General features: G+C 70.5%; 18 protein-coding genes and 2 pseudogenes. 9 read left to right on the forward strand and 11 right to left on the reverse strand.

What is annotated here, in order from left to right; genetic code table 11:
* Positions 1-163: 163 nt before the first annotated feature.
* Entirely contained in the window at positions 164-1,834 is a 1,671-nt protein-coding gene (locus ACFZDJ_RS15355) for a fumarate hydratase (RefSeq protein WP_168510850.1), read from the reverse strand.
* A 177-nt stretch (positions 1,835-2,011) separates the two neighbouring features.
* Here ACFZDJ_RS15355 and ACFZDJ_RS15360 point away from each other — a divergent pair, with 177 nt between their 5' ends.
* A complete protein-coding gene (locus ACFZDJ_RS15360) occupies positions 2,012-2,704 on the forward strand; it encodes a DUF1707 domain-containing protein (protein ID WP_168510853.1) in 693 nt (230 codons plus the stop codon).
* Positions 2,705-2,903: 199 nt separating this feature from the next.
* Positions 2,904-3,275: a WhiB family transcriptional regulator gene (locus tag ACFZDJ_RS15365; protein ID WP_168510855.1), complete on the forward strand. Its 372-nt coding sequence runs from the start codon at positions 2,904-2,906 to the stop codon at positions 3,273-3,275.
* 241 nt (positions 3,276-3,516) lie between these two features.
* Here ACFZDJ_RS15365 and glpX read toward each other — a convergent pair whose 3' ends face one another.
* The gene (glpX, locus tag ACFZDJ_RS15370) at positions 3,517-4,548 is read right to left on the reverse strand and encodes a class II fructose-bisphosphatase (RefSeq protein WP_391059425.1); all 1,032 of its coding nucleotides are present in this window, start codon (positions 4,546-4,548) and stop codon (positions 3,517-3,519) included.
* Positions 4,549-4,673: 125 nt separating this feature from the next.
* Between glpX and ACFZDJ_RS15375 the strand changes: the two genes are divergently transcribed.
* On the forward strand, positions 4,674-5,192 hold the full coding sequence (locus ACFZDJ_RS15375; RefSeq protein WP_384912502.1) for a DUF4245 domain-containing protein: 519 nt from the start codon (positions 4,674-4,676) through the stop codon (positions 5,190-5,192).
* Between the two features lie 166 nt (positions 5,193-5,358).
* Here ACFZDJ_RS15375 and ACFZDJ_RS15380 read toward each other — a convergent pair whose 3' ends face one another.
* From ACFZDJ_RS15380 to ACFZDJ_RS15395, 4 genes and pseudogenes are all read right to left on the reverse strand, one after another.
* Positions 5,359-5,949, reverse strand: a complete 591-nt coding sequence (locus tag ACFZDJ_RS15380) for a malonic semialdehyde reductase (protein ID WP_060901389.1) — start codon at positions 5,947-5,949, stop codon at positions 5,359-5,361.
* A 285-nt stretch (positions 5,950-6,234) separates the two neighbouring features.
* Complete coding sequence (locus tag ACFZDJ_RS15385) at positions 6,235-6,480, reverse strand: exodeoxyribonuclease VII small subunit (protein WP_390932423.1); 246 nt, start codon at positions 6,478-6,480, stop codon at positions 6,235-6,237.
* Between the two features lie 9 nt (positions 6,481-6,489).
* Positions 6,490-7,698 (reverse strand): exodeoxyribonuclease VII large subunit, encoded by a 1,209-nt coding sequence (xseA, locus tag ACFZDJ_RS15390; RefSeq protein WP_390932421.1) that lies wholly within the window; start codon positions 7,696-7,698, stop codon positions 6,490-6,492.
* Positions 7,699-7,708: 10 nt separating this feature from the next.
* A pseudogene (locus ACFZDJ_RS15395) lies at positions 7,709-7,915 on the reverse strand (hypothetical protein); the annotation flags it as partial.
* 166 nt (positions 7,916-8,081) lie between these two features.
* Here ACFZDJ_RS15395 and ACFZDJ_RS15400 point away from each other — a divergent pair.
* The gene (locus tag ACFZDJ_RS15400) at positions 8,082-9,107 is read left to right on the forward strand and encodes a 4-hydroxy-3-methylbut-2-enyl diphosphate reductase (protein ID WP_384912508.1); all 1,026 of its coding nucleotides are present in this window, start codon (positions 8,082-8,084) and stop codon (positions 9,105-9,107) included.
* Between the two features lie 29 nt (positions 9,108-9,136).
* Entirely contained in the window at positions 9,137-9,883 is a 747-nt protein-coding gene (ppgK, locus tag ACFZDJ_RS15405) for a polyphosphate--glucose phosphotransferase (protein WP_168510867.1), read from the forward strand.
* A 93-nt stretch (positions 9,884-9,976) separates the two neighbouring features.
* Here the strand turns inward: ppgK and ACFZDJ_RS15410 are convergent, their stop codons facing one another.
* Positions 9,977-10,408, reverse strand: a complete 432-nt coding sequence (locus ACFZDJ_RS15410) for a DUF6542 domain-containing protein (RefSeq protein WP_384912511.1) — start codon at positions 10,406-10,408, stop codon at positions 9,977-9,979.
* A gap of 347 nt (positions 10,409-10,755) precedes the next feature.
* Between ACFZDJ_RS15410 and ychF the strand changes: the two genes are divergently transcribed.
* The gene (gene ychF, locus ACFZDJ_RS15415) at positions 10,756-11,844 is read left to right on the forward strand and encodes a redox-regulated ATPase YchF (RefSeq protein ID WP_390932417.1); all 1,089 of its coding nucleotides are present in this window, start codon (positions 10,756-10,758) and stop codon (positions 11,842-11,844) included.
* Between the two features lie 153 nt (positions 11,845-11,997).
* On the opposite strand, the gene ACFZDJ_RS15420 is transcribed toward ychF, so the two are convergent.
* The 3 genes and pseudogenes from ACFZDJ_RS15420 to ACFZDJ_RS15430 form a co-directional block, all read right to left on the reverse strand.
* Entirely contained in the window at positions 11,998-12,795 is a 798-nt protein-coding gene (locus ACFZDJ_RS15420) for a DUF6177 family protein (RefSeq protein ID WP_391059429.1), read from the reverse strand.
* A 58-nt stretch (positions 12,796-12,853) separates the two neighbouring features.
* Positions 12,854-13,042: pseudogene (locus tag ACFZDJ_RS15425) on the reverse strand (hypothetical protein); the annotation flags it as partial.
* Positions 13,043-13,232: 190 nt separating this feature from the next.
* Complete coding sequence (locus ACFZDJ_RS15430) at positions 13,233-14,783, reverse strand: hypothetical protein (RefSeq protein ID WP_391059432.1); 1,551 nt, start codon at positions 14,781-14,783, stop codon at positions 13,233-13,235.
* 573 nt (positions 14,784-15,356) lie between these two features.
* Here ACFZDJ_RS15430 and ACFZDJ_RS15435 point away from each other — a divergent pair.
* The gene (locus ACFZDJ_RS15435; RefSeq protein WP_391059436.1) at positions 15,357-16,190 is read left to right on the forward strand and encodes an oxidoreductase; all 834 of its coding nucleotides are present in this window, start codon (positions 15,357-15,359) and stop codon (positions 16,188-16,190) included.
* Positions 16,191-16,232: 42 nt separating this feature from the next.
* Here ACFZDJ_RS15435 and ACFZDJ_RS15440 read toward each other — a convergent pair whose 3' ends face one another.
* Positions 16,233-17,339, reverse strand: coding sequence for a pyridoxal-phosphate dependent enzyme (locus ACFZDJ_RS15440; protein ID WP_391059439.1), 1,107 nt, complete (start codon positions 17,337-17,339; stop codon positions 16,233-16,235).
* A gap of 516 nt (positions 17,340-17,855) precedes the next feature.
* On the opposite strand from ACFZDJ_RS15440, the gene ACFZDJ_RS15445 reads away from it, so the two are divergent.
* On the forward strand, positions 17,856-19,046 hold the full coding sequence (locus ACFZDJ_RS15445) for a DUF4190 domain-containing protein (protein ID WP_391059442.1): 1,191 nt from the start codon (positions 17,856-17,858) through the stop codon (positions 19,044-19,046).
* A 147-nt stretch (positions 19,047-19,193) separates the two neighbouring features.
* The gene (locus ACFZDJ_RS15450) at positions 19,194-19,946 is read left to right on the forward strand and encodes a GntR family transcriptional regulator (protein ID WP_390932404.1); all 753 of its coding nucleotides are present in this window, start codon (positions 19,194-19,196) and stop codon (positions 19,944-19,946) included.
* The last annotated feature ends 75 nt before the right edge of the window (positions 19,947-20,021 follow it).

A 20,021-nucleotide genomic window follows, 5' to 3' on the forward strand; every position in this document is an offset into this window, starting at 1 on the left:
AGATGACCTGCGGACCACAGGCTGTGATCCGGTCATCACGGAGGGTTTCCGGCAAAGCTCACAAAAATGCTGTCCCACTCGTTCCTGGGACGAAGTGGGACAGCGTCGGGGCGTGGCGGGACACGTCCAGGCAGCGAACAGCCACCTCTGGCGTCCCGGGACGCTACGCCAGCCCAGGCCCCCGCACCGGGATCGACGTGAACGTCGGGGCGGGCGCCGGGTCCTTGAAGAAGTCGTTGCCCTTGTCGTCGACGACGACGAACGCCGGGAAGTCCTCGACCTCGATCTTCCAGACGGCCTCCATGCCGAGCTCCTCGTACTCGACGACCTCGACCTTCTTGATGCAGTCCTGGGCGAGCCGCGCGGCGGGGCCGCCGATGGAGCCGAGGTAGAAGCCGCCGTGCGCGTCACAGGCGTGGGTGACCTGCGCGGAACGGTTGCCCTTCGCGAGCATCACCTTGGAGCCGCCCGCGGCCTGGAACTGCTCCACATAGGAGTCCATGCGGCCGGCGGTGGTGGGGCCGAACGAACCCGACGCGTAACCCTCGGGGGTCTTGGCCGGACCGGCGTAGTACACCGGGTGGTCCTTGAGGTACTGCGGCATCTCCTCGCCCGCGTCCAGCCGCTCCTTGATCTTGGCGTGCGCGATGTCGCGCGCCACGACGAGCGGGCCGGAGAGCGAGAGCCGGGTCTTGACCGGGTACTTCGTCAGCTCGGCCAGGATGTCGTCCATCGGCTGGTTCAGATCGATCCGCACGACATCGTCCCCGGCGGAGTCCAGGTGCTCGTCCGTGGTCTCCGGCAGGAAGCGCGCGGGGTCCGTCTCCAGCTGCTCCAGGAACACGCCCTCGGCGGTGATCTTCGCGACGGCCTGACGGTCGGCGGAGCAGGACACCGCGATCGCGACGGGGCAGGACGCGCCGTGCCGCGGCAGACGCACCACGCGCACGTCGTGACAGAAGTACTTGCCGCCGAACTGCGCGCCGATGCCGATCTTCTGGGTCAGCTCGAAGACCTTCTGCTCCAGGTCCTTGTCCCGGAAGCCGTGCCCGAGCTCCGAGCCCTCGGCCGGGATCTCGTCCAGGTAGTGCGCGGAGGCGTACTTCGCGGTCTTCAGGGCGTACTCGGCGCTCGTACCGCCCACCACGATCGCCAGGTGGTACGGCGGGCAGGCGGCCGTGCCCAGCGAACGGATCTTCTCCTCCAGGAACTTCATCATGGAGGCCTCGTTCAGAACGGCCTTCGTCTCCTGGTACAGGAAGCTCTTGTTCGCCGAACCGCCGCCCTTGGCCATGAACAGGAACTTGTAGGCGCCGCCGTCGGTCGCGTACAGCTCGATCTGCGCCGGAAGGTTGGACCCGGTGTTCTTCTCCTCCCACATGGTGAGCGGAGCCATCTGCGAGTAGCGCAGGTTCAGCTTGGTGTACGCGTCGTAGATGCCGCGCGAGAGGGCCTCCTCGTCGCCGCCCTCGGTGAGCACGTTCTGCCCGCGCTTGCCCATGACGATCGCGGTGCCGGTGTCCTGGCACATCGGCAGCACGCCGGCGGCCGCGATGTTCGCGTTCTTCAGCAGGTCCAGGGCGACGAACTTGTCGTTGCCGGACGCCTCGGGGTCGTCGATGATGCGCCGCAGCTGCGCCAGGTGCGCGGGCCGCAGATAGTGCTGGATGTCGTGGATGGCCTCCGCGGCGAGCTTGCGCAGCGCCTCCGGCTCGACCTTGAGGAACGTGCGCCCGTCGGCCTTGAAGGTGGAGACACCCTCGGAGGTCACCAGCCGGTAGGGGGTGGTGTCCTCTCCCTGGGGGAGCAGATCGGTGTACGCGAACTCAGGCACTAGCCCATTCCTCACTCGACAGACAGCGGCATGCCTCCATTGGCAGCGTCCACCAGCGTAGAACCTGGCACGGACGGTGAGTCTGTGAGGTAAGGCTCAGTTGGCGTGAAGGGCCGGTTTTCCACAGGTCGCGAGAAGGGGTAGTCGCGATCTATCGCGTTTGGGTACGCTGCTGCCGTGGACCTTCAGAAGCGCACCGAAACCCGGGCCTCCGACGCCGAACTCCGGGCCTCCGACGCCGACCGTGACCGGATCGCCGACATTCTGCGCGATGCCCTCGCCGAGGGGCGCCTCACCGCCGACGAGCATGCCGAGCGGGTCGAGGGGGTGCTGGCCACGAAGACGGTGGGAGAGCTCGACCGGTTCGTCCAGGACCTGCCCGCCGCGCGCGCGGGCCGGGCGACCCCCGCATACACGTCCGTGCCCAACCGCCCCCAGCCGGGCGGTATCCCGGCCGAGGCCGACGAGAACGTGGTGGCGGTGTTCAGCGCCGCCGTGCGCAAGGGCCGCTGGCGCGCCGGGCGCCGCATCCACGCCTACGCCGTCTTCGGCTCCGTCGACATCGACCTCAGCGAGGCGATCTTCGAGTACCAACAGGTCGTGATCAAGGCGATTTCGGTCTTCGGCAACGTCGAGATCAAGGTCCCGGAGAACGTCTCGCTGCGCGGCAGCGGCGGCGGAGTCCTCGGCAACTTCGAGACGCACACCACGGACGCGGGCGACCCCGACGCCCCCGTGGTCTACGTCGAAGGCTTCGCGGTGCTGGGGAACATCGAGGCGCGGCCCAAGCGCGGCAAGCTCGTCGCCGACATCCTCGACCGCACGATGGACCGGGTGGACAGGACTTTGCGCAAACACCTCGACCGTTGACGCCTGTGAACGCGACGGCGCGCGGGGCGCATTGGTCCACTCACCCGCGCCCCGTTTTGAACGACCGGCTCCGCTCTTGGGAACTCAGTGCATAGGCGCGCGCACAGCGGGTAGGGCTTGCTGCATCGCCTCTTGGAGGGCGCTGTGGGACTTCCTGCGGTGCCCGGCACGCCCGCGAAGCCGTCGTCAGGAGTAGACCGTGCTGCAACCGCCGCATCAGTCCCTGCAGGTAGCTGCCGTTCCGGCCCAGCGGGCGCCAGTGCGGGACAGGGATCAGGAAGCCCCATGGCACACGGAGGCGGTGTGCCGCAGGGACGAGGCCGGCCTGTTCTTCGCGCCCTCCAAGGAGCCCACGGCCGCCCGGCTGTCCCGCGAGGAGGCGGCGAAGCGCGTCTGCGCCCGCTGTCCCGTGATGGTCGAGTGCCGCGAACACGCGCTGCTGCAACCCGAGCCGTACGGAGTGTGGGGCGGCCTCACCGCCGCCGAGCGCCGCGTGGTGCTCGCCCGGCGCCGCCGCCGCGACGTGGAACTCAAGAAGGCCGCCCGCGGCACGATAGCCGCGGCCGGCTGATCGCACGTACGCCAAAGGGGCCGCCCTCCGCACAGGGCCGGCCCCTTTGTCGTACGTACTTCTTTGCGTTTGCCGTACGTACTTCTTCACGCGCCCCGTAAGGCAAGCTTCTTCACGCGCCCCGTACGTAAGGCAAGCGCCCCGCAAGGGGCGCGGGGAACCGCGCGACCGACCACGACGCGCCCGCAGTGACCCACAACCCGCAGTTCCCCGGCACTCCCAGCGGAGCGCCCCCGCGGAGCTACTTGGCGCGGTCGAAGTCGATCGCGCTGTACGCCCGCAACTTGCTCAGCCGATGCTCCGACCGAATCTGGCGGACCGTACCCGACTTGGACCGCATCACGATCGACTCGGTGGTCGCGGTCTCCGCCCGGTACCGCACCCCGCGCAGCAGCTCCCCGTCCGTGATCCCGGTGGCGACGAAGAACACGTTCTCGCCGGAGACCAGGTCGTCGGTGAACAGCACACGGTCGAGGTCGTGCCCGGCGTCCACCGCGCGCTGCCGCTCCTCGTCGTCCTTGGGCCACAGCTTGCCCTGGATGGTGCCGCCCAGGCACTTCACGGCGCAGGCGGAGATGATGCCCTCGGGCGTACCGCCGATGCCCAGGAGCAGGTCGATGCCCGTGCCCTCGCGCAGCGCGAGGATCGAGCCCGCGACGTCGCCGTCGGAGATCAGCTTGATCCGGGCGCCGGTCTCGCGGATCTCCTTGATGATCCCCTCGTGGCGCGGTCGGTCGAGGATCACGACGGTGACGTCCTCGGGCGAGGACTTCTTGGCCTTGGCGACCCGGCGGATGTTCACCGAGACGGGCGCGTTGATGTCGACGAAGTCGGCGGCCTCCGGCCCGGTGACCAGCTTGTCCATGTAGAAGACCGCGGACGGGTCGAACATGGTGCCGCGGTCGGCGGCGGCCAGCACCGCGATCGCGTTGCTCATGCCCTTGGCGGTCAGCGTGGTGCCGTCGATCGGGTCGACGGCGATGTCGCACTCGGGGCCGGTCCCGTCGCCCACGCGCTCCCCGTTGAAGAGCATCGGGGCCTCGTCCTTCTCGCCTTCACCGATGACAACGACGCCGTTCATCGAGACGGTGGAGACGAGGGTCCGCATGGCCCGGACGGCGGCGCCGTCGGCGCCGTTCTTGTCGCCGCGGCCGACCCAGCGGCCCGCGGCCATCGCGGCGGCCTCGGTGACCCGGACGAGTTCCAGGGCGAGATTTCGGTCGGGGGCCTCGGAAGGGACCTCGAGTTCGGACGGCAGATGATGCTCGGTCATCGGAGCGCACCTTTCTGATACGACGACGGCCGGATGAGGGTGTGCCCCGACTCTATCGTCAGGCTGACAAAATGAGCAGGGGGCCCCACGGATGAGCAGGCCAGGGCACCTGCGACGATAGGGGCGTGGCAGGTACGAAAGGCAAGCAGAGCGTCCGGGACATGCTCCTCTCCCTGGGTCTGATCGGGCTCATGGCGGGCGTGATCTACATCTTCATCCCGCACGACGACTCCGCGCCTCCTCTCAAGCGCGTCGACTACCGCGTCGAGCTGCTCACGGCGCGCCGCGCGGCGTCGTATCCCGTGGCGGCACCCGTGGGTCTGCCGACGGCGTGGAAGGCGACCTCGGTGCGGTACGACGGCGCCGAGTTCGACGCCTGGCACCTGGGCTTCCACGACCCCGACGGTCAGTACGTGGCGATCGAGCAGTCCACTCAGCCTGCGGCTGCCTTCATCGACTCGGCCAGCCAGGGCGCCAAGGAGACGAAGGCCACCCAGCGGATCGGTGACGTGACGTGGCAGCGGTACGAGGGCGACAAGTACGACGCCCTCGTGCTCAAGGCCAAGGGGGCGACCACTGTGGTGACCGGGACGGCGTCGTTCGGGCAGCTGACGAAGATGGCGGAGGCGCTGAAGACGTCGTGACTGTGTGGCGTCGGGGCGTCGGGGCGTCGGGGCGTCGTGGCGTCGGGACGGCGTGACGGGCGTGATGCGTCTGCGTGATGCATCCACGTGAGACGTGAGAAGGGCCCCCGGCGCCATTGCCGGGGGCCCTTCTCGTGCACGTACGCGCCGGGGCGTACGCGGGGGCTCAGACGGTCGTGATGACCTGGTCGAACTCCAGGCGCGGGGAGCGCGGGAACCAGGCGTCCTCGCCCGGCTTGCCGATGTTGACGACCATCAGCGGGGTGTGGTCGTCGTCCAGGAACTCCTTCTGGACGCCCGCGAAGTCGAGACCGGTCATCGGGCCGGCGGCGAGGCCGGCGGCGCGGACGCCGATGATGAAGTACGCGGCCTGCAGGGCGGCGTTCAGCGCGGCGGCACCCTCACGGGCCGGGCGCTCGGCGAAGAAGACGTCCTTGGCCTGCGGGAAGTGCGGGAACAGGGCGGGGAGCTCCTCGTGGAACTCGTTGTCCGCGGAGAGGATCGCGACCAGCGGGGCGGTGGCGGTCTTGGGCTGGTTGCCCTCGGCCATGTGCTGCACCAGGCGCTCGCGGGCCTCGGCGGAGCGGACCAGGGTGATGCGCAGCGGCGACTGGTTGAAGGCGGTCGGGCCGTACTTGACCAGGTCGTAGATCGCCTGCACCTGCTCGTCGGTCACCGGCTCGTCGGTGAACGTGTTGGCGGTGCGGGCCTCGCGGAACAGCAGGTCCTGGGCGGCGGGGTCAAGAACGAGAGACATCGGAAACCTTCTCGGGATGTGCGGTGGATCCGGGGGATCGGCTGGCGATGTCGACAGTACGTGGAGGAGGTTTAAGGTTCAATCAAAATCGGGGTGAGGTGATCCGCTTCACAAGCGGTGAGGGGGAACGAGGTCGCTTCCGGGCGCCAGGGTTCCGGGGGAACGACGAGGCCACCGTCACAGAGCGGGACGGCGGCCGGGCGTCACTGAGGATGTCGCCGGGTGTCACCGGCTGCGGAAAGCCGGGTGTCACCGGCTGCGGAAGGGGGGGCGAGCGTCGTCACGTCACTCGGAGTCGCGGCCCCCGTCTGCGTCCCCGTCCTCCGACTCCTCCTCGGCCAGCGCCGCGTCCAGGCGGGCCCGCGCGCCCTCCAGCCAGCGGCGGCAGACCTTCGCCAGCTCCTCGCCCCGCTCCCAGAGCGCCAGGGACTCCTCGAGCGTCGTGCCGCCCGCCTCCAGTCGGCGTACGACCTCGATCAGCTCGTCCCGCGCCTGCTCGTACCCGAGCGCCTCGTCCACCTTGCTGGTCATGCGCCCACCCTATGCATCGACTCGTACCGTGAATTCACCCTCGGCGACCCGCGCCCGCAGCGCCTCGCCCTGCGCCACCTCGTCCGGATCCCGGACCACATGACCGTCGGCCTTCTGCAGCACCGCGTAGCCCCGTTGGAGGGTCGCGGCGGGGGAGAGGGCCACCACACGCGCGTGGGTGTGCGTCAGCTCCGAGTCGGCGCGGTCGAGCAGATGCCCGAGCGTGCGCCGCCCGCGGTCCAGCAGCGCGGCGACCTGGTCGGCGCGCTCGTCGACCATCCGGTGCGGATCCTCTATCGAGGGCCGGGCCAGCGCGTGCGCGAGCCCGCGCTCCTCCCGGTCGATGAAGGACTGGACACTCCGCCGCGCCCGGTCCCGCAGGAACCGCACCCGCTCGTACTCCTCCCCGACGTCCGGCACGACCTTCTTGGCCGCGTCCGTCGGCGTGGACGCGCGCAGGTCGGCCACGAAGTCCAGCAACGGGTTGTCGGGCTCGTGCCCGATGGCCGACACGACCGGCGTACGACAGGCCGCGACCGCCCGTACGAGCTGCTCGTCCGAGAACGGCAGCAGGTCCTCCACGCTGCCGCCGCCGCGCGCCACGATGATCACGTCCACGGCGTCGAGCGCGTCCAGCTCCTTCACGGCCTGCACGACCTGCGGCACCGCGTGCACCCCCTGCACGGGGACGTTGCGCACCTCGAAGCGGACGGCCGGCCAGCGATGCCGCGCGTTCTCCAGCACGTCCCGCTCGGCCGCCGACGCCCGCCCGCACACCAGCCCGATGAGCTGCGGCAGGAACGGCAGGGCCTTCTTGCGATCGGCCGCGAACAGCCCCTCGCTCGCCAGGGACTTCTTCAACTGCTCGAGGCGCGCGAGGAGTTCTCCGACGCCGACCGGCTTGATCTCGGTGGCCCGCAGCGACAGCTGCCCGCGCGGCGCGTACCACTCCGGCTTCGCCAGGACGACGACGCGGGCGCCCTCGCTCACCACGTCCGCCACCGCCTCGAACACCTGCCGGTAACAGGTGACGCTCACCGAGATGTCGTACGACGGGTCGCGCAGGGTCAGGAAGACGACGCCCGCGCCGGGGCGCCGCGACAACTGGGTGATCTGCCCCTCGACCCACACCGCGCCGAGCCGGTCGATCCACCCTCCGATGAGCCGCGACACCTCACCGACGGGCAGTGGGGCGTCCGCGGACGTGTTGAGAGCCATGCGCCCGAGACTAACGGCCCCCACTGACACGAGGCCCGCACGCGTTCTTGGCGCGGAGCGCCGTAGTTTTCCTGGCGCGGAGCGCCGAAGCAGCCCCCCGCTCCACGCGGACGCGTCCCCGCTGGGCCGGCAGCACCCCCGCCCCCGAGGCCGACCACGCCGCACCGACCACCTGAGCGGCCCCGGACGCCTCCACGATCACGGCGACAGTGACCGCGAGGCTGCGCCGCAGTCCGTACCCGGCACCGGTCTCGTCGGCCGCTCCGGCGGTGGTCCGCGTGTCGGACATCGTGCCTCCCGGGGGTCGCGTCCCCCCACCCCGCCCAGCTCCTCCTCAGTCTCCCCATGGAGGCGATCTTTGAGGCGCCGAGTGCGGCCTTACGATGGGTGCCATGACTGCTTCGCCTGGCCGCCGTGTCCTGCTCGCCGCCCCCCGTGGCTACTGCGCTGGCGTGGACCGCGCCGTGATCGCCGTCGAGAAGGCCCTTGAGCAGTACGGGGCCCCGATCTATGTCCGCCACGAGATCGTCCACAACAAGTACGTCGTGCAGACCCTGGAGAAGAAGGGCGCGATCTTCGTCGAGCAGACGACCGAGGTCCCCGAGGGGTCCATCGTCATGTTCTCGGCGCACGGCGTCGCCCCGGTCGTCCACGACGAGGCCGCGGCCGGCAGGCTCGCCACCATCGACGCGACCTGCCCGCTGGTCACCAAGGTCCACAAGGAAGCCGTCCGGTTCGCGAACGAGGACTTCGACATCCTGCTGATCGGCCACGAGGGCCACGAGGAGGTCATCGGCACCTCCGGCGAGGCGCCCGACCACATCACTCTTGTGGACGGCCCCGAGGACGTCGCCAAGGTCGAGGTCCGTGACCCCTCCAAGGTCGTCTGGCTCTCCCAGACCACGCTGTCGGTCGACGAGACGATGGAGACGGTCGACGCGCTGAAGGAGAAGTTCCCGCAGCTCATCTCCCCGCCCAGCGACGACATCTGCTACGCCACGCAGAACCGCCAGCTGGCCGTGAAGCAGATGGGCGAGGAGGCGGACCTGGTCATCGTGGTCGGCTCGCGCAACTCCTCCAACTCCGTGCGTCTCGTCGAGGTGGCCAAGCTCGCGGGGGCGCGGGCGGCGTACCTCGTGGACTTCGCCGACGAGATCGAGGAGGGCTGGCTGGAGGGCGTGACGACGGTCGGTGTCACCTCGGGCGCCTCCGTCCCGGAGGTCCTGGTCGAGCAGGTCCTGGAGTGGCTCTCCGCCCGTGGCTTCGAGGACGTCGAGATCGTCAAGGCGGCCGAGGAGTCCATCACCTTCTCGCTGCCCAAGGAACTGCGCCGCGATCTGCGCGCGGAGGCGGCGGCGCTGGTGGAGCAGCGCACGGCGGCCGGTGCTTCCGCCCCCTCCGAGAAGTAACTGTCAGTCGTACGACGTAGCGTAGGGCCATGCAGATCTTCGGCGTGGACATCGGCGGATCCGGGATCAAGGGTGCCCCTGTGGACCTGGACCGCGGCGAACTGACGGAGGAGCGCTACAAAGTGCTCACTCCCCATCCGGCGACCCCGGACGCGGTGGCCGACGGCGTGAAGGAGGTCGTCGGTCACTTCGGCTGGACGGGACCCGTCGGCATCACCTTCCCCGGGGTGGTCACCGGCGGCGCCACCATTCGTACGGCTGCCAATGTCGACAAGGCGTGGATCGACACCGACGCGCGGGCCCTGCTGGGCGACCGGCTGGGCGGCCTCCCGGTGACGGTGCTGAACGACGCGGACGCGGCGGGCGTCGCCGAGATGCAGTTCGGCGCCGGGCGCGACCGTCAGGGCACGGTCCTCCTGCTCACCTTCGGCACGGGTATCGGCAGCGCGCTCTTCGTCGACGGCGAGCTGGTTCCGAACACCGAGCTGGGACACCTCGAGCTGAACGGCCACGACGCGGAGAAGCGTGCCTCCACCAAGGCCAAGGAGGACCACGAGCTGACCTGGGAGCACTGGGCGCGCCGGGTCACGAAGTACCTCGCCCATGTGGAAATGCTCTTCTCTCCCGAGCTCTTCATCATCGGCGGCGGCGTCAGCCGCAAGGCCGACAGGTTCCTGCCGCTGATCGAGGGCATCAAGGCGGAGATCGTCCCGGCGCAGCTGCAGAACAACGCGGGGATCGTGGGTGCGGCGATGCGGGCGGCGAAGTCCGCGTAGGCCCTCAGGGGCGCAGGGGGCGGCAGCGGGAGCCCGGCGCCCGTGTGGTCGCGCCCGTCGTGTCCGTCGCGCCCCCGGTGTCTGTCGTGTCCGTCAGGCCGGACGGCGGCGCGGCCGGATCCCCGGGCGGGGCCCCTGGGCCGCCCTGCGCTGGGCGGCCCTGCGGATCATCAGACGGACCTTCCGTACGGTGGTGATGACCCCCGCGACCAGCGTCCCCCCGTACAGCCATCCCGCCTGGGTCGCCAGCGCGGTGACCAGTCCCATCAGCTCGCCGCCGATCCCGCCGCCCCCGTCGGCGACGGGCAGCAGCCCGAACGCGAAGGCGATGGGCACGACGACGGGCGCGGTGACGAGGTCTCCCCTTCGCACCCACAGCGCGGTCAGGGCCGCCACCGGCAGGAACAGCACCCCGTAGACCACCAGCGACGCCCCGAAGAGCAGCTGGTCGAGACAGGCGAGCGCGAACATCGTCGCCCCGCAGAACAGTCCGCCGCCGAGCCCGGTGAGCCGGGGGTTCGGCATCCGCCGTCGCGTCGGAGCGGGCCTGGGCGCGGGCCTGGGCGCGGGTGCGGGCCGCCGCGCGGGGGGTGTACCCCTGCGTACGCCGTCGGCCGTGGCGCGCCCGGCCTGGGCAGGCAGAGGTGCGCCGCGTCGCGGTCTGTACTGAGGGGGACGCGTCCTGTGTTGCTCCACTGGACCAACTTAGGTCGGTTTATGTGCGGAATAGCCCCTCAGACACGCCGATGGGTCGACCTTGGCCATGCGTTCGATACGTCGCCGGTATGGGACCTCGCACCCCGTAGACTGGTGGATCGGCCCGCGCACCTTCGCGGACCTGTCGCCCACCCTCACGTACGGGAAGTCGCAACGTGTCGCTCACGATCGGAATCGTCGGTCTGCCCAATGTCGGCAAGTCGACCCTGTTCAACGCCCTGACCAAGAACGACGTGCTCGCGGCCAACTACCCGTTCGCCACGATCGAGCCCAATGTGGGCGTGGTCGGCGTCCCCGACGCCCGGCTGACCAAGCTGGCCGAGATCTTCGGCTCGCAGCGCGTCCTTCCGGCGACGGTCGACTTCGTCGACATCGCGGGCATCGTGAAGGGCGCCTCGGAGGGCGAGGGCCTGGGCAACAAGTTCCTCGCGAACATCCGTGAGTCGGACGCGATCTGCCAGGTCATCCGCGCCTTCAAGGACGAGAACGTCGTGCACGTCGACGGCAAGGTCTCGCCCAAGGACGACATCGAGACGATCAACACCGAGCTGATCCTCGCGGACCTCCAGACCATCGAGAAGGTCCTGCCGCGCCTCCAGAAGGAGTCGCGCATCAAGAAGGACATCGCTCCCAAGGTCGCGGCGGTCGAGGCGGCGAAGGAGATCCTGGAGAAGGGCGACACCCTCTTCTCGCAGGGCATCGTCCAGGGCTCCGGCAACGAGGAGCTCCTGCACGACCTCCACCTCCTGACCACCAAGCCCTTCCTCTACGTCTTCAACGTGGACGAGGACGAGCTGGTCGACGAGGACTTCAAGGCCGAGCAGCGCACCCTGGTCGCCCCCGCCGAGGCGATCTTCCTCAACGCCAAGCTGGAGGCGGACCTCGCCGAGCTCGACGAGGAGGACGCCATGGAGCTCCTGGAGTCGGTGGGCGCCGAGGAGCCGGGCCTCGCCACCCTTGCCCGCGTCGGCTTCGACACCCTCGGCCTGCAGACCTATCTGACGGCCGGCCCCAAGGAATCCCGCGCCTGGACCATCAAGAAGGGCGACACCGCCCCCGAGGCCGCCGGAGTCATCCACACCGACTTCCAGAAGGGCTTCATCAAGGCGGAGGTCATCTCCTTCCAGGACCTCGTCGCCACGGGCTCGGTCGCCGAGGCCCGCGCCAAGGGCAAGGCCCGCATGGAGGGCAAGGACTACGTCATGCAGGACGGCGACGTGGTGGAGTTCCGCTTCAACGTGTAGCGGCCGCGACACCGCGGAGGCGATGCGTTAGTAAACGCGCAGGTCAGATGGGGTCGACCCAAGTCGGGGTCGGCCCCGTCGGCGTACCCGGTGTCTTGGCGTGGCTCCCGTTTGTCGGGTGGCCGCTGCGTGCCGAATCGTCCGGGTCGGGGTTCACGAGACCTGTGCAAGGTGCTGGGTGAGTTGTCCGAGCACGTTCCAGGCGCGGGGATCGGTGCCGTCGCCGAGGGCGTAGTGCAGGGCAGGTCGCGCCGTGGGGCCGAGTCGGGTGGGGACGAGGTCGAGGGGCGGGCGGAGGGCCCTGTCGAGGTCGATGTCCCTGACTGATTCCGATCCCAGCGTGTACGAGACCGGGATGGGCGGGGTCTCGAAGTGCGCGGGGACGGTCAGGTCGCGGCGGGCGCTGCGAAGTGAGGTGAGCATGCTCGTGAGGCCGTGCTCCGCGGCGAGGGTTTCGGCGAGGGGCTCGATGGCGTGCAGGGGCGGGGTTTCGTCCTTGCCTTGGCCGAGGGTGAGGGTGATGTCCTGCTCGACGCCGGCGGGAGTGCGCGTGACGCGGACGGTGGCGATGGCCGGTCGGTCGGGGTGGCCGACGGCGATCAGCCAGGTCGGCCGGGGGGCGCGGCGACGGGCGAGATCGGTCAACTGGCGGGCGGACCACAGGAGGTTGACGGGTTCGGCGGTGCTCCATCCGGCGGGTGCGGTGCCGGTGAGGGTGTGCCAGGCGGTTTCCAGGGCGCGGCCGAGGACCAGGTCTTCGTCGGCGGAGTGCAAGGTGCGTAGGGAGATGATGAACGGAGACGAGCGGGCGGCCGCCAGGGGCGCAGAGCTGGATGACAGCGCCGTCGGCCAGGGTGTTGACGCCGAGGTCGGGGCCGCCGGCGTAGGGCCCGCGAGGAGTGTGCGCAGGTCCGGCATCTTCGGGGTGAGGGCGATGACGTCCTTGGTCACGGCTGTCCGGCCTCTTCGTCCGCCTCGTCCGCGAGCGCGGTCTGTATGAGTTGGGGGCGGTCAGCAGGGGTTCGTACAGGGCGCGGGAGGATCCGGCGGTGCGGCGAGCGATGACGAAGTGGAGACCGATGTCCTGGGCGGAGGAGATGTACGGCAGGAACGGAGCCAGGGGCTGCTGGCCGGCGGTGGTGAGGATGTCGTAGTCGTCGACGAGGATCACGATGCGCGGCCCCGTGAACGCGGGCTCCGCACTGCGAAGTGACGCGATCCATTCCACGGGGCGGTGTCTGACGGTGGGTCGGCTGACCGGCACACGATAGTCCCGGCCAACCACCCAGCTGATCAATGGTGTTCGGAGGGGCGAGGGCGAGGTCCGGACAGAGATCTGATCGTGAAATCCGGGAGGACCGTGCGGCCGTCACTCGGGGGTGACGGAGTCACCCGATGGCGTAAGCGCGGTACACGGTCTGCACCGAGCGGTCGCCGTCGGAGTCGGTCACCTCCGAGCGCAGGGCGATGGCGCCGGAGGCCGGATTGTGCACCGACACCTTCCAGGCGGAGCCGGAGCGCGTGACGGCGGCGGCCTTCCAGGTCTTGCCTCCGTCGGCCGATGCCCAGACCCGTACGGACTTGACCGCCACCTTGGTGAACTTCACGTCCGGGTCCTGGGAGCCGCGCCCGGCGCTGACGGTGATCGTCGTGGTGCTGTCGGCCGCCGCCTGGTTGCGGTTGTTCAGGCCGGCGGGCAGGAACCGTGTCAGGAAGACGGGCGCGACCGTCGACTTGGCCGGGTCGGCCTTGAACCGCCAGTCGAGGGTGACGCGCGGCGACAGCATGCCGGACGGGAAGGTGATGCCCGGGCGGTAGCGGTGGGCGTCCACGGTCAGCCGGTACCAGCCGGCCGCGTGGATACGGGCGGAGAAGTCGGGGTCGGAGCGCCAGTTGGTCAGAGTCTGCTTCTTGACGGTGGTGCTGCCCTTGTACAGGGCCACCGTCTCCTTCGTCGGGTCGGCCCAGCCCACGTCCGGGTCACCGATCAGAGATCCCGGATAGAACTGGACGGACTTCTGCCGGACCATGGGCAGGGAGTGGAGCGGACTCCACGCGGCGCGGCCGAAGGACTGGGTGACACTCTGCCCCGCCTTCAGCGTCCTGGCCGCCGGGAAACCGCCGCCGACGTCGTCGCCGTTGTCGGCGAAGATGTCGTCGCGCGGCTGCCAGCGTCCGGGAGTCACATGGACGGTGGCGCTGTACGGCGCATCGGCGTCGTGGACGTTGGCGTAGAGGTCGGTCGTGCAGTCCGAGACCTTCGGCAGGGCCTGGAGCGCGGTGTCGTTCCGACGGGCCATCTGCGTCCCGCCGCGCACCGACAAGCGCATGGCCGCCAGCCCCGAGCGCTTGAACGACCCGCCCGGCTGTGCCGGGATCCCGGTGGTCTTCTTCACCGCGACGTAGGTGTCGTTCCCCGTCCACTGCGCCAGGTATCCGAACTGCAGCAGCTTGGAGGAGTTGGGAATGGCGTAGAGGGACCCCGCGGTGTTCCAGCCCGCCACGCTGAAGGCGGAGGGCATGTTGCCGACGGTGGCGGCGCACACCTGTCCGCTGATCTGCGGCGGCCCGGTCACGTCGGCGGGGGTGTCGAGCGACGCCTTCACCGCTTTGCCCTTGCGGGCGTCGAGCGTCACCGAGGCCCTGCCCGACACCGACACGACCTGCGCGCCGAGGGTGTCGGTGCCCAGCCCGTTCGCGGCGCTCTCGTAGATGTCGGTCATCGCGATGTAGCGCCCCGAGGGCAGGTTGATCCGCTTGCCGGACGCGACGCTGTACGACTCACCGGACGGAACGGCGACGACGTTGACCGTCGTCGCGACCTTACTGCCGTGCCGCCCCAGCGTGGTGACGGCCAGTGAGGCCGACGCCGCCTGCGCGGAAGCCGCCGGAACGAACAACGGCACCAGCACGGCCACGCCCACGAAAGCGAGCGGCATCCGTCTTGCTGTACGTCTTGCAGTCATGACTCCCCCTCCAGCTCCGGACCCCGACCCCGAAGCTGCCCCATCGTAGCCCTGCCGCCGACGTGTTCGATCAGGCCCCCGCCCCTCGCGCCCAGGCAGGCGGCGGTGGCCCCGCAAGGCCAACGGGCGGGCCGTGGAGCCCTGTTCGGTCGACCGCGCTCCCGCGCACCCGGAGCCGGGCCGGGCTGTCGGTGGTGGGCAGTAATGTCGGGCCGGTGGGGAAACGTGAGCGGAGTCTGCTCGCCGAGGGCGTCGTACTGCACGAGGCCGCGCGGGGTGTGCTCGCCGATCACGCCCGCGCGCTCGAAGCGGTGCGCGCGGCGCTGGCGCCGATCCACGCCGAACTCGTCGGCAGGGAGCTGGAGTCCATCCCCGTCTCCCGGCTGAAGCACGTCACAGAGCCCGGACGCGGTCGACATCTCCGACAGCGCCCTCGCCCGCCGCATCGTGGAGGAGGAGCAAATACGACTGGCGGAGGGCGTGGGGCCGGGGCAGGGTGGTGCGCGGGAGCCGTGAGGGTCACGGCTGCGTGGACCAGGGGGCGCCATGAACAGGGTGTGGCTGATCACCGGAGCCAGTAGCGGGTTCGGGCGGGCGATCGCGGAGGCGGCGCTCGGGGCGGGCGACGTGGTCGTCGGTGCGGCGCGGCGCGTGGAGGGGCTCGCGGATCTCGTCGCCGCGTACCCCGAACGGGCCGAGGCGGTGCCGTTCGACGTGACCGACGTGACGGCGGCCGAGGACGTCGTGCGGGGGGTCGTGGAGCGGCACGGGCGGATCGACGTGCTCGTCAACAACGCCGGGCGCACGCACGTGGGGGCCATGGAGGAGACCGGGGACAGTGAGCTGCGCTCGCTCTTCGATCTGCATGTGTTCGGTCCGGCGGCGCTCGCACGGGCCGTGCTGCCGTACATGCGGGCCGAGCGGTCCGGCGCGATCGTGCAGATGAGCAGCATGGGCGGGCAGATGTCCTTCGCGGGCTTCTCGGCGTACTCCGGTACGAAGTTCGCGCTGGAGGGGATGTCGGAGGCGCTCGCCGACGAGGTGAGGGAGTTCGGGATCAGGGTGCTGATCGTCGAGCCCGGCGCGTTCCGCACCGCGCTGATGGACAGCACCCGCGCCGGCGTCAGCCCCGACCTCGGCGTGTACGACGCCTCGGTCGGCGCCACCCGCCGCATGGTCGAGACCGCCGACGGCACCCAGCCGGGCGACCCCGCGAAGGCGGCGGCCCTCGTCCTGGCCGCGCTGGACGCCGAGCACACCCCGCTGCGCCTGCCCCTCGGCGACGACGCCGTCACCGCCGTACTCGACCACCTCGACCAGGTGCGCGGTGACATCGCGACCTGGGAGAAGCGCACGCGGAGCACGTCTTTCGACGAGTGACCGCCGGCGGGGCGTGGTAAAGCCTCGGGCCGCCCGGACCGCCTATCCCCGGGCCGGCCCCGTCTTCACGCCCGCCCCGCACAACGGCACCACCGCCGTACGTCCCCCGAGCACGCCTTCCCGTACCGCCGCCCAGCACGCCACTCCCGTCGACTCGACGTACAGGCCCCGCGACGCCAAGTCCCTCTGGGCGTGGCGGATCTGGTCCTCCGTCACCGTGAGGAACGTGCCGCCGAAGGCGCGTACGGCGCGCAGGATCTGGCGGGCCCGGGGCGGGCGCGGGATGGCGATGCCCTCGGCGAAGGTGGGGGCCGGGGGAGTGACGCCGACCAGGTCGTCCGCGCCCTCGGCCCAGGCGTGCGCGAGCGGCGCCACCGCGGCGGCCTGGACGGCGTACAGCGCGGGCCGCCGGTCGATGAGCCCCGCCCCGTGCAGCTCGGCGACGGCGAGGGCGGCGCCGAGGAGCAGCGTGCCGTTGCCGACGGGGACGACGATGACGTCGGGCAGGCGCCCGCCCAGGTCTTCCCAGAGCTCGTGCACGTACGTCTTCGTACCGTGCAGGAAGTACGGGTTGAAGACGTGCGAGGCGTAGAACGTGCCCGGGAGGTCCGCGGCCTCGCGCGCCGCCCGGGCCGTCGCCTCCCGGTCCCCGTCCACGACGTGCGTCCGCGCCCCGTGCGCCTCGATCTGCTCCAGCTTCTTCGGCGACGTGTCCTCGGGGACGTACACCGTGCAGGGCAGCGCGGCCCGCGCGCAGTACGCGGCGATCGCCGTCCCCGCGTTTCCGCTGCTGTCCGCGATCACGTGCCGCGGCCCCAGCCGCAGTGCCAGCTCGGCGAGCAGGACGGCGCCGCGGTCCTTGAAGGACAGGGTCGGCATCAGGAAGTCCAGCTTGGCCGAGATGCCCCCGCGCAGCTCCACCAGCGGGGTACGGCCCTCGCCCAGGCTGACCGTGGGCGCGGCCAGCGGCAGGCACTCCGTGTACCGCCACAGTGAGTTCACGCGCCCGGTCAGGGACTTGAGGGGCGCGGGGGTCGGTGCGAAGTCCAGGTCGAGCGGGCCGCGGCAGACCGGGCAGCACCAGTCGAGCGAGCCGCCGGGGACGCGCGTACCGTCCGCCGGGCAGAAGCAATCCGGCAAAGGTGTCATGGGGCGCAGGCTATGCGTGCACCTCGACATCCTCGGGGAACGGCTCCGGGTCCGTGACCCAGCCCGCCGCCCACCGCCAGGGGCGGCCGGTCGCCGATGCCGGGAAAGTGCCCACGGCTCAGGTCCCTCGCGGTGGTGAGTCCGAACAGGCTGTGCCGTTCCAGCAGATCGTGGTCGGCCGTCAGTTCGTACGCGACGGCCGTGACATGAAGAGTCGGCGGCTGGGGCCGTTCACAGCGCACTTTCACCACGCGCAGGCCGGGGCCCACATCGCCACGCGTCGAGCGTTCCGTGGTCGGTGGCCGGGTCACCGGTGAGCTCTCCGCGTGTCCCGTCGGGCAGCCCCGCTGCCCACTTCTCGCGTACCTCCAGCTCGTCCCCGCCCCCGGCCATGCCGCCCCACCGTGCCGCACCTACGATGCGCCCAACTGTGCGGCGAACGTATGCCCGTCGTACGTCGGTGCCGTACTGGTTTTCCGTACGGCCGAGCCCGCCCGGACCAGGAGCAGAGCATTCGTGGCCATACCCCCGCCGCCCGGGCCCGAGCGGCCCGAGGGCCCGTACCCGCCGCCCGTTCAGGGGCCGTACCAAGGGCCGTACCAGGTCTGGGGTCAGGGCTACTCCCCGTACAACCGTCCCGCGCCCGTCAACGGGCTCGCGATCGTCGCGCTCGTGCTTGGCATCCTCTGCTTCCTGCCCGCCGTCGGGCTGGTCCTCGGGATCGTCGCGCTCGCGCAGATCAAGAAGCGGGGCGAACGGGGCAAGGGGCTTGCGGTGGGCGGCATGGTGATGTCCTCGCTCGGTGTCGCGCTGCTCGTCCTGGCCGTCGCCACCGGCGGCGCGAGCGACTTCTGGGACGGCTTCAAGGGCGGGATGAACGACCCGGCGGGCAAGGGCACAGGCACGGGCACGGTCTTCTCGCTCAGGAAGGGGGACTGCTTCGACGAGCCGGGCGACTCGCCGAAGGGCACGACCGTCCGCATCGACAAGGTGCCGTGCGCCGCGAGGCACCACGCCGAGGTGATCGCGAACTTCGCCACGAGCGGCGCGCGTTACCCCGGTCGCGGCAGTCTGCGCGATGTCGCCGACGCCAAGTGCCGCGCGTTCGAGCGCGCGTACACGATGGACGCCTGGGCCGTCCCGGACGATGTCCGGCTGTACCACTTCATCCCGACCCGCGACAGCTGGAACCTCGGTCGTCACTCGATCATCTGCATGCTGGAGAGCGGGGACGGCAAGAGCGGCCTGAAGGGTTCGCTGCGCAAGGACGACTTCACCCTGAACGCGGACCAGTTCGCGTATCTGCGGGCCGTGAACACGCTCGACGAAGCCCTGCGGGAGGCGCCCGCCGCGAAGTACGTCGACGACGACCTGCGGAGTTACAAGGAGTGGGCGACCAAGGTGGCCGTCGCGCTCGACGGCGAGGCGCATCTGCTGCGCGGACACGGCTGGTTCCCCGCCGCCCAGAAGCCCGTCGCCACCCTCGTCGACGACGTCGAGGCCTCGCGGAAGGAGTGGGCGAAGGCGGCGGCCGCCAAGGACGCGGGCACCTTCTCCGCCCACTACAAGAAGGGCCTGAAGCTCATCGACCCGAGGAGGACGGTCACCGCACGCAAGGTTCTGGGCCTCACCACCACCCCGCCGTCGAGCGACGGGGGCGGGGGCGGCCGGGGCGACGGGGGAAGCAGTGGCGGCCTGGAGGTGTGACGCGGGCTATAGCGGGGAGAAAGTGCCTGGGTAAAGCCCTCGGCGGGGATAGGTAATCACATCGAGTGATTCTCTGGCCTTCGCTTGCATGGCACAACCCACGGTTGCCAGGCTGTAGCTGTCTGTACAACCTGATGGGAGCGGCCAGTGACTTTCGGTGAGCAGCCGGCGTATCTGCGTGTCGCGGGTGATCTCCGCAAGAAGATCGTCGACGGTTCGCTGCCACCGCACACCCGCCTCCCCTCCCAGGCCAGGATCCGCGAGGAGTACGGCGTCTCGGACACGGTCGCCCTCGAAGCGCGCAAGGTGCTGATGGCCGAAGGTCTGGTCGAGGGCCGCTCCGGCTCGGGGACGTATGTGCGGGAGCGGCCGGTGCCGCGCCGGGTGGCCCGCTCCGGGTACCGCCCGGACAGTGGCGCGACCCCCTTCCGTCAGGAGCAGGCGGACCTGGCCGTGCGCGGCACCTGGGAGTCGCACAGCGAGCAGGCCGAGGCGAGCGGCGCGATCGCCGAGCGCCTCGCGATCCGGCCCGGCGACCGCGTGATGTGTACGAACTACGTCTTCCGGGACGCCGGCGAGGCGATGATGCTCTCCACCTCCTGGGAGCCCCTCGCCGTCACGGGCCGCACCCCGGTGATGCTCCCCGAAGAGGGCCCGCTCGGGGGCATGGGCGTCGTCGAGCGGATGGCGGCCATCGACGTGATCGTGGACAACGTCACGGAGGAAGTGGGCGCCCGTCCCGGCCTCGCCGAGGAACTCCTCGCGCTGGGTGGTGTTCCCGGGCATGTCGTCGTCGTCATCCAGCGGACGTACTTCGCCTCCGGCCGTCCGGTGGAGACGGCCGACGTCGTCGTACCGGCGGACCGGTATCGCATCGCGTACCACCTGCCGGTGAAGTAGGCGTAGGAGTTCACGGGCGGTCGGCGTCCGCGGGGCGGGGACCGCCTCGTTCCCGGGCGAGCCGGCCGCCAAGTG

This window comes from Streptomyces sp. NPDC007896, from assembly GCF_042959425.1.
Lineage (GTDB): Bacteria > Actinomycetota > Actinomycetes > Streptomycetales > Streptomycetaceae > Streptomyces.

Coding starts and splice junctions, on each gene's coding strand:
- glpX (WP_391059425.1), bottom strand. CDS start 4,548: ATGACCGAGCATCATCTGCCGTCCGAACTCGAGGTCCCTTCCGAGGCC.
- ACFZDJ_RS15380 (WP_060901389.1), bottom strand. CDS start 5,949: ATGTCTCTCGTTCTTGACCCCGCCGCCCAGGACCTGCTGTTCCGCGAG.
- ACFZDJ_RS15385 (WP_390932423.1), bottom strand. CDS start 6,480: ATGACCAGCAAGGTGGACGAGGCGCTCGGGTACGAGCAGGCGCGGGAC.
- xseA (WP_390932421.1), bottom strand. CDS start 7,698: ATGGCTCTCAACACGTCCGCGGACGCCCCACTGCCCGTCGGTGAGGTG.
- ACFZDJ_RS15400 (WP_384912508.1), top strand. CDS start 8,082: ATGGGTGCCATGACTGCTTCGCCTGGCCGCCGTGTCCTGCTCGCCGCC.
- ppgK (WP_168510867.1), top strand. CDS start 9,137: ATGCAGATCTTCGGCGTGGACATCGGCGGATCCGGGATCAAGGGTGCC.
- ACFZDJ_RS15410 (WP_384912511.1), bottom strand. CDS start 10,408: ATGCCGAACCCCCGGCTCACCGGGCTCGGCGGCGGACTGTTCTGCGGG.
- ACFZDJ_RS15430 (WP_391059432.1), bottom strand. CDS start 14,783: ATGCCGCTCGCTTTCGTGGGCGTGGCCGTGCTGGTGCCGTTGTTCGTT.
- ACFZDJ_RS15435 (WP_391059436.1), top strand. CDS start 15,357: ATGAACAGGGTGTGGCTGATCACCGGAGCCAGTAGCGGGTTCGGGCGG.
- ACFZDJ_RS15440 (WP_391059439.1), bottom strand. CDS start 17,339: ATGACACCTTTGCCGGATTGCTTCTGCCCGGCGGACGGTACGCGCGTC.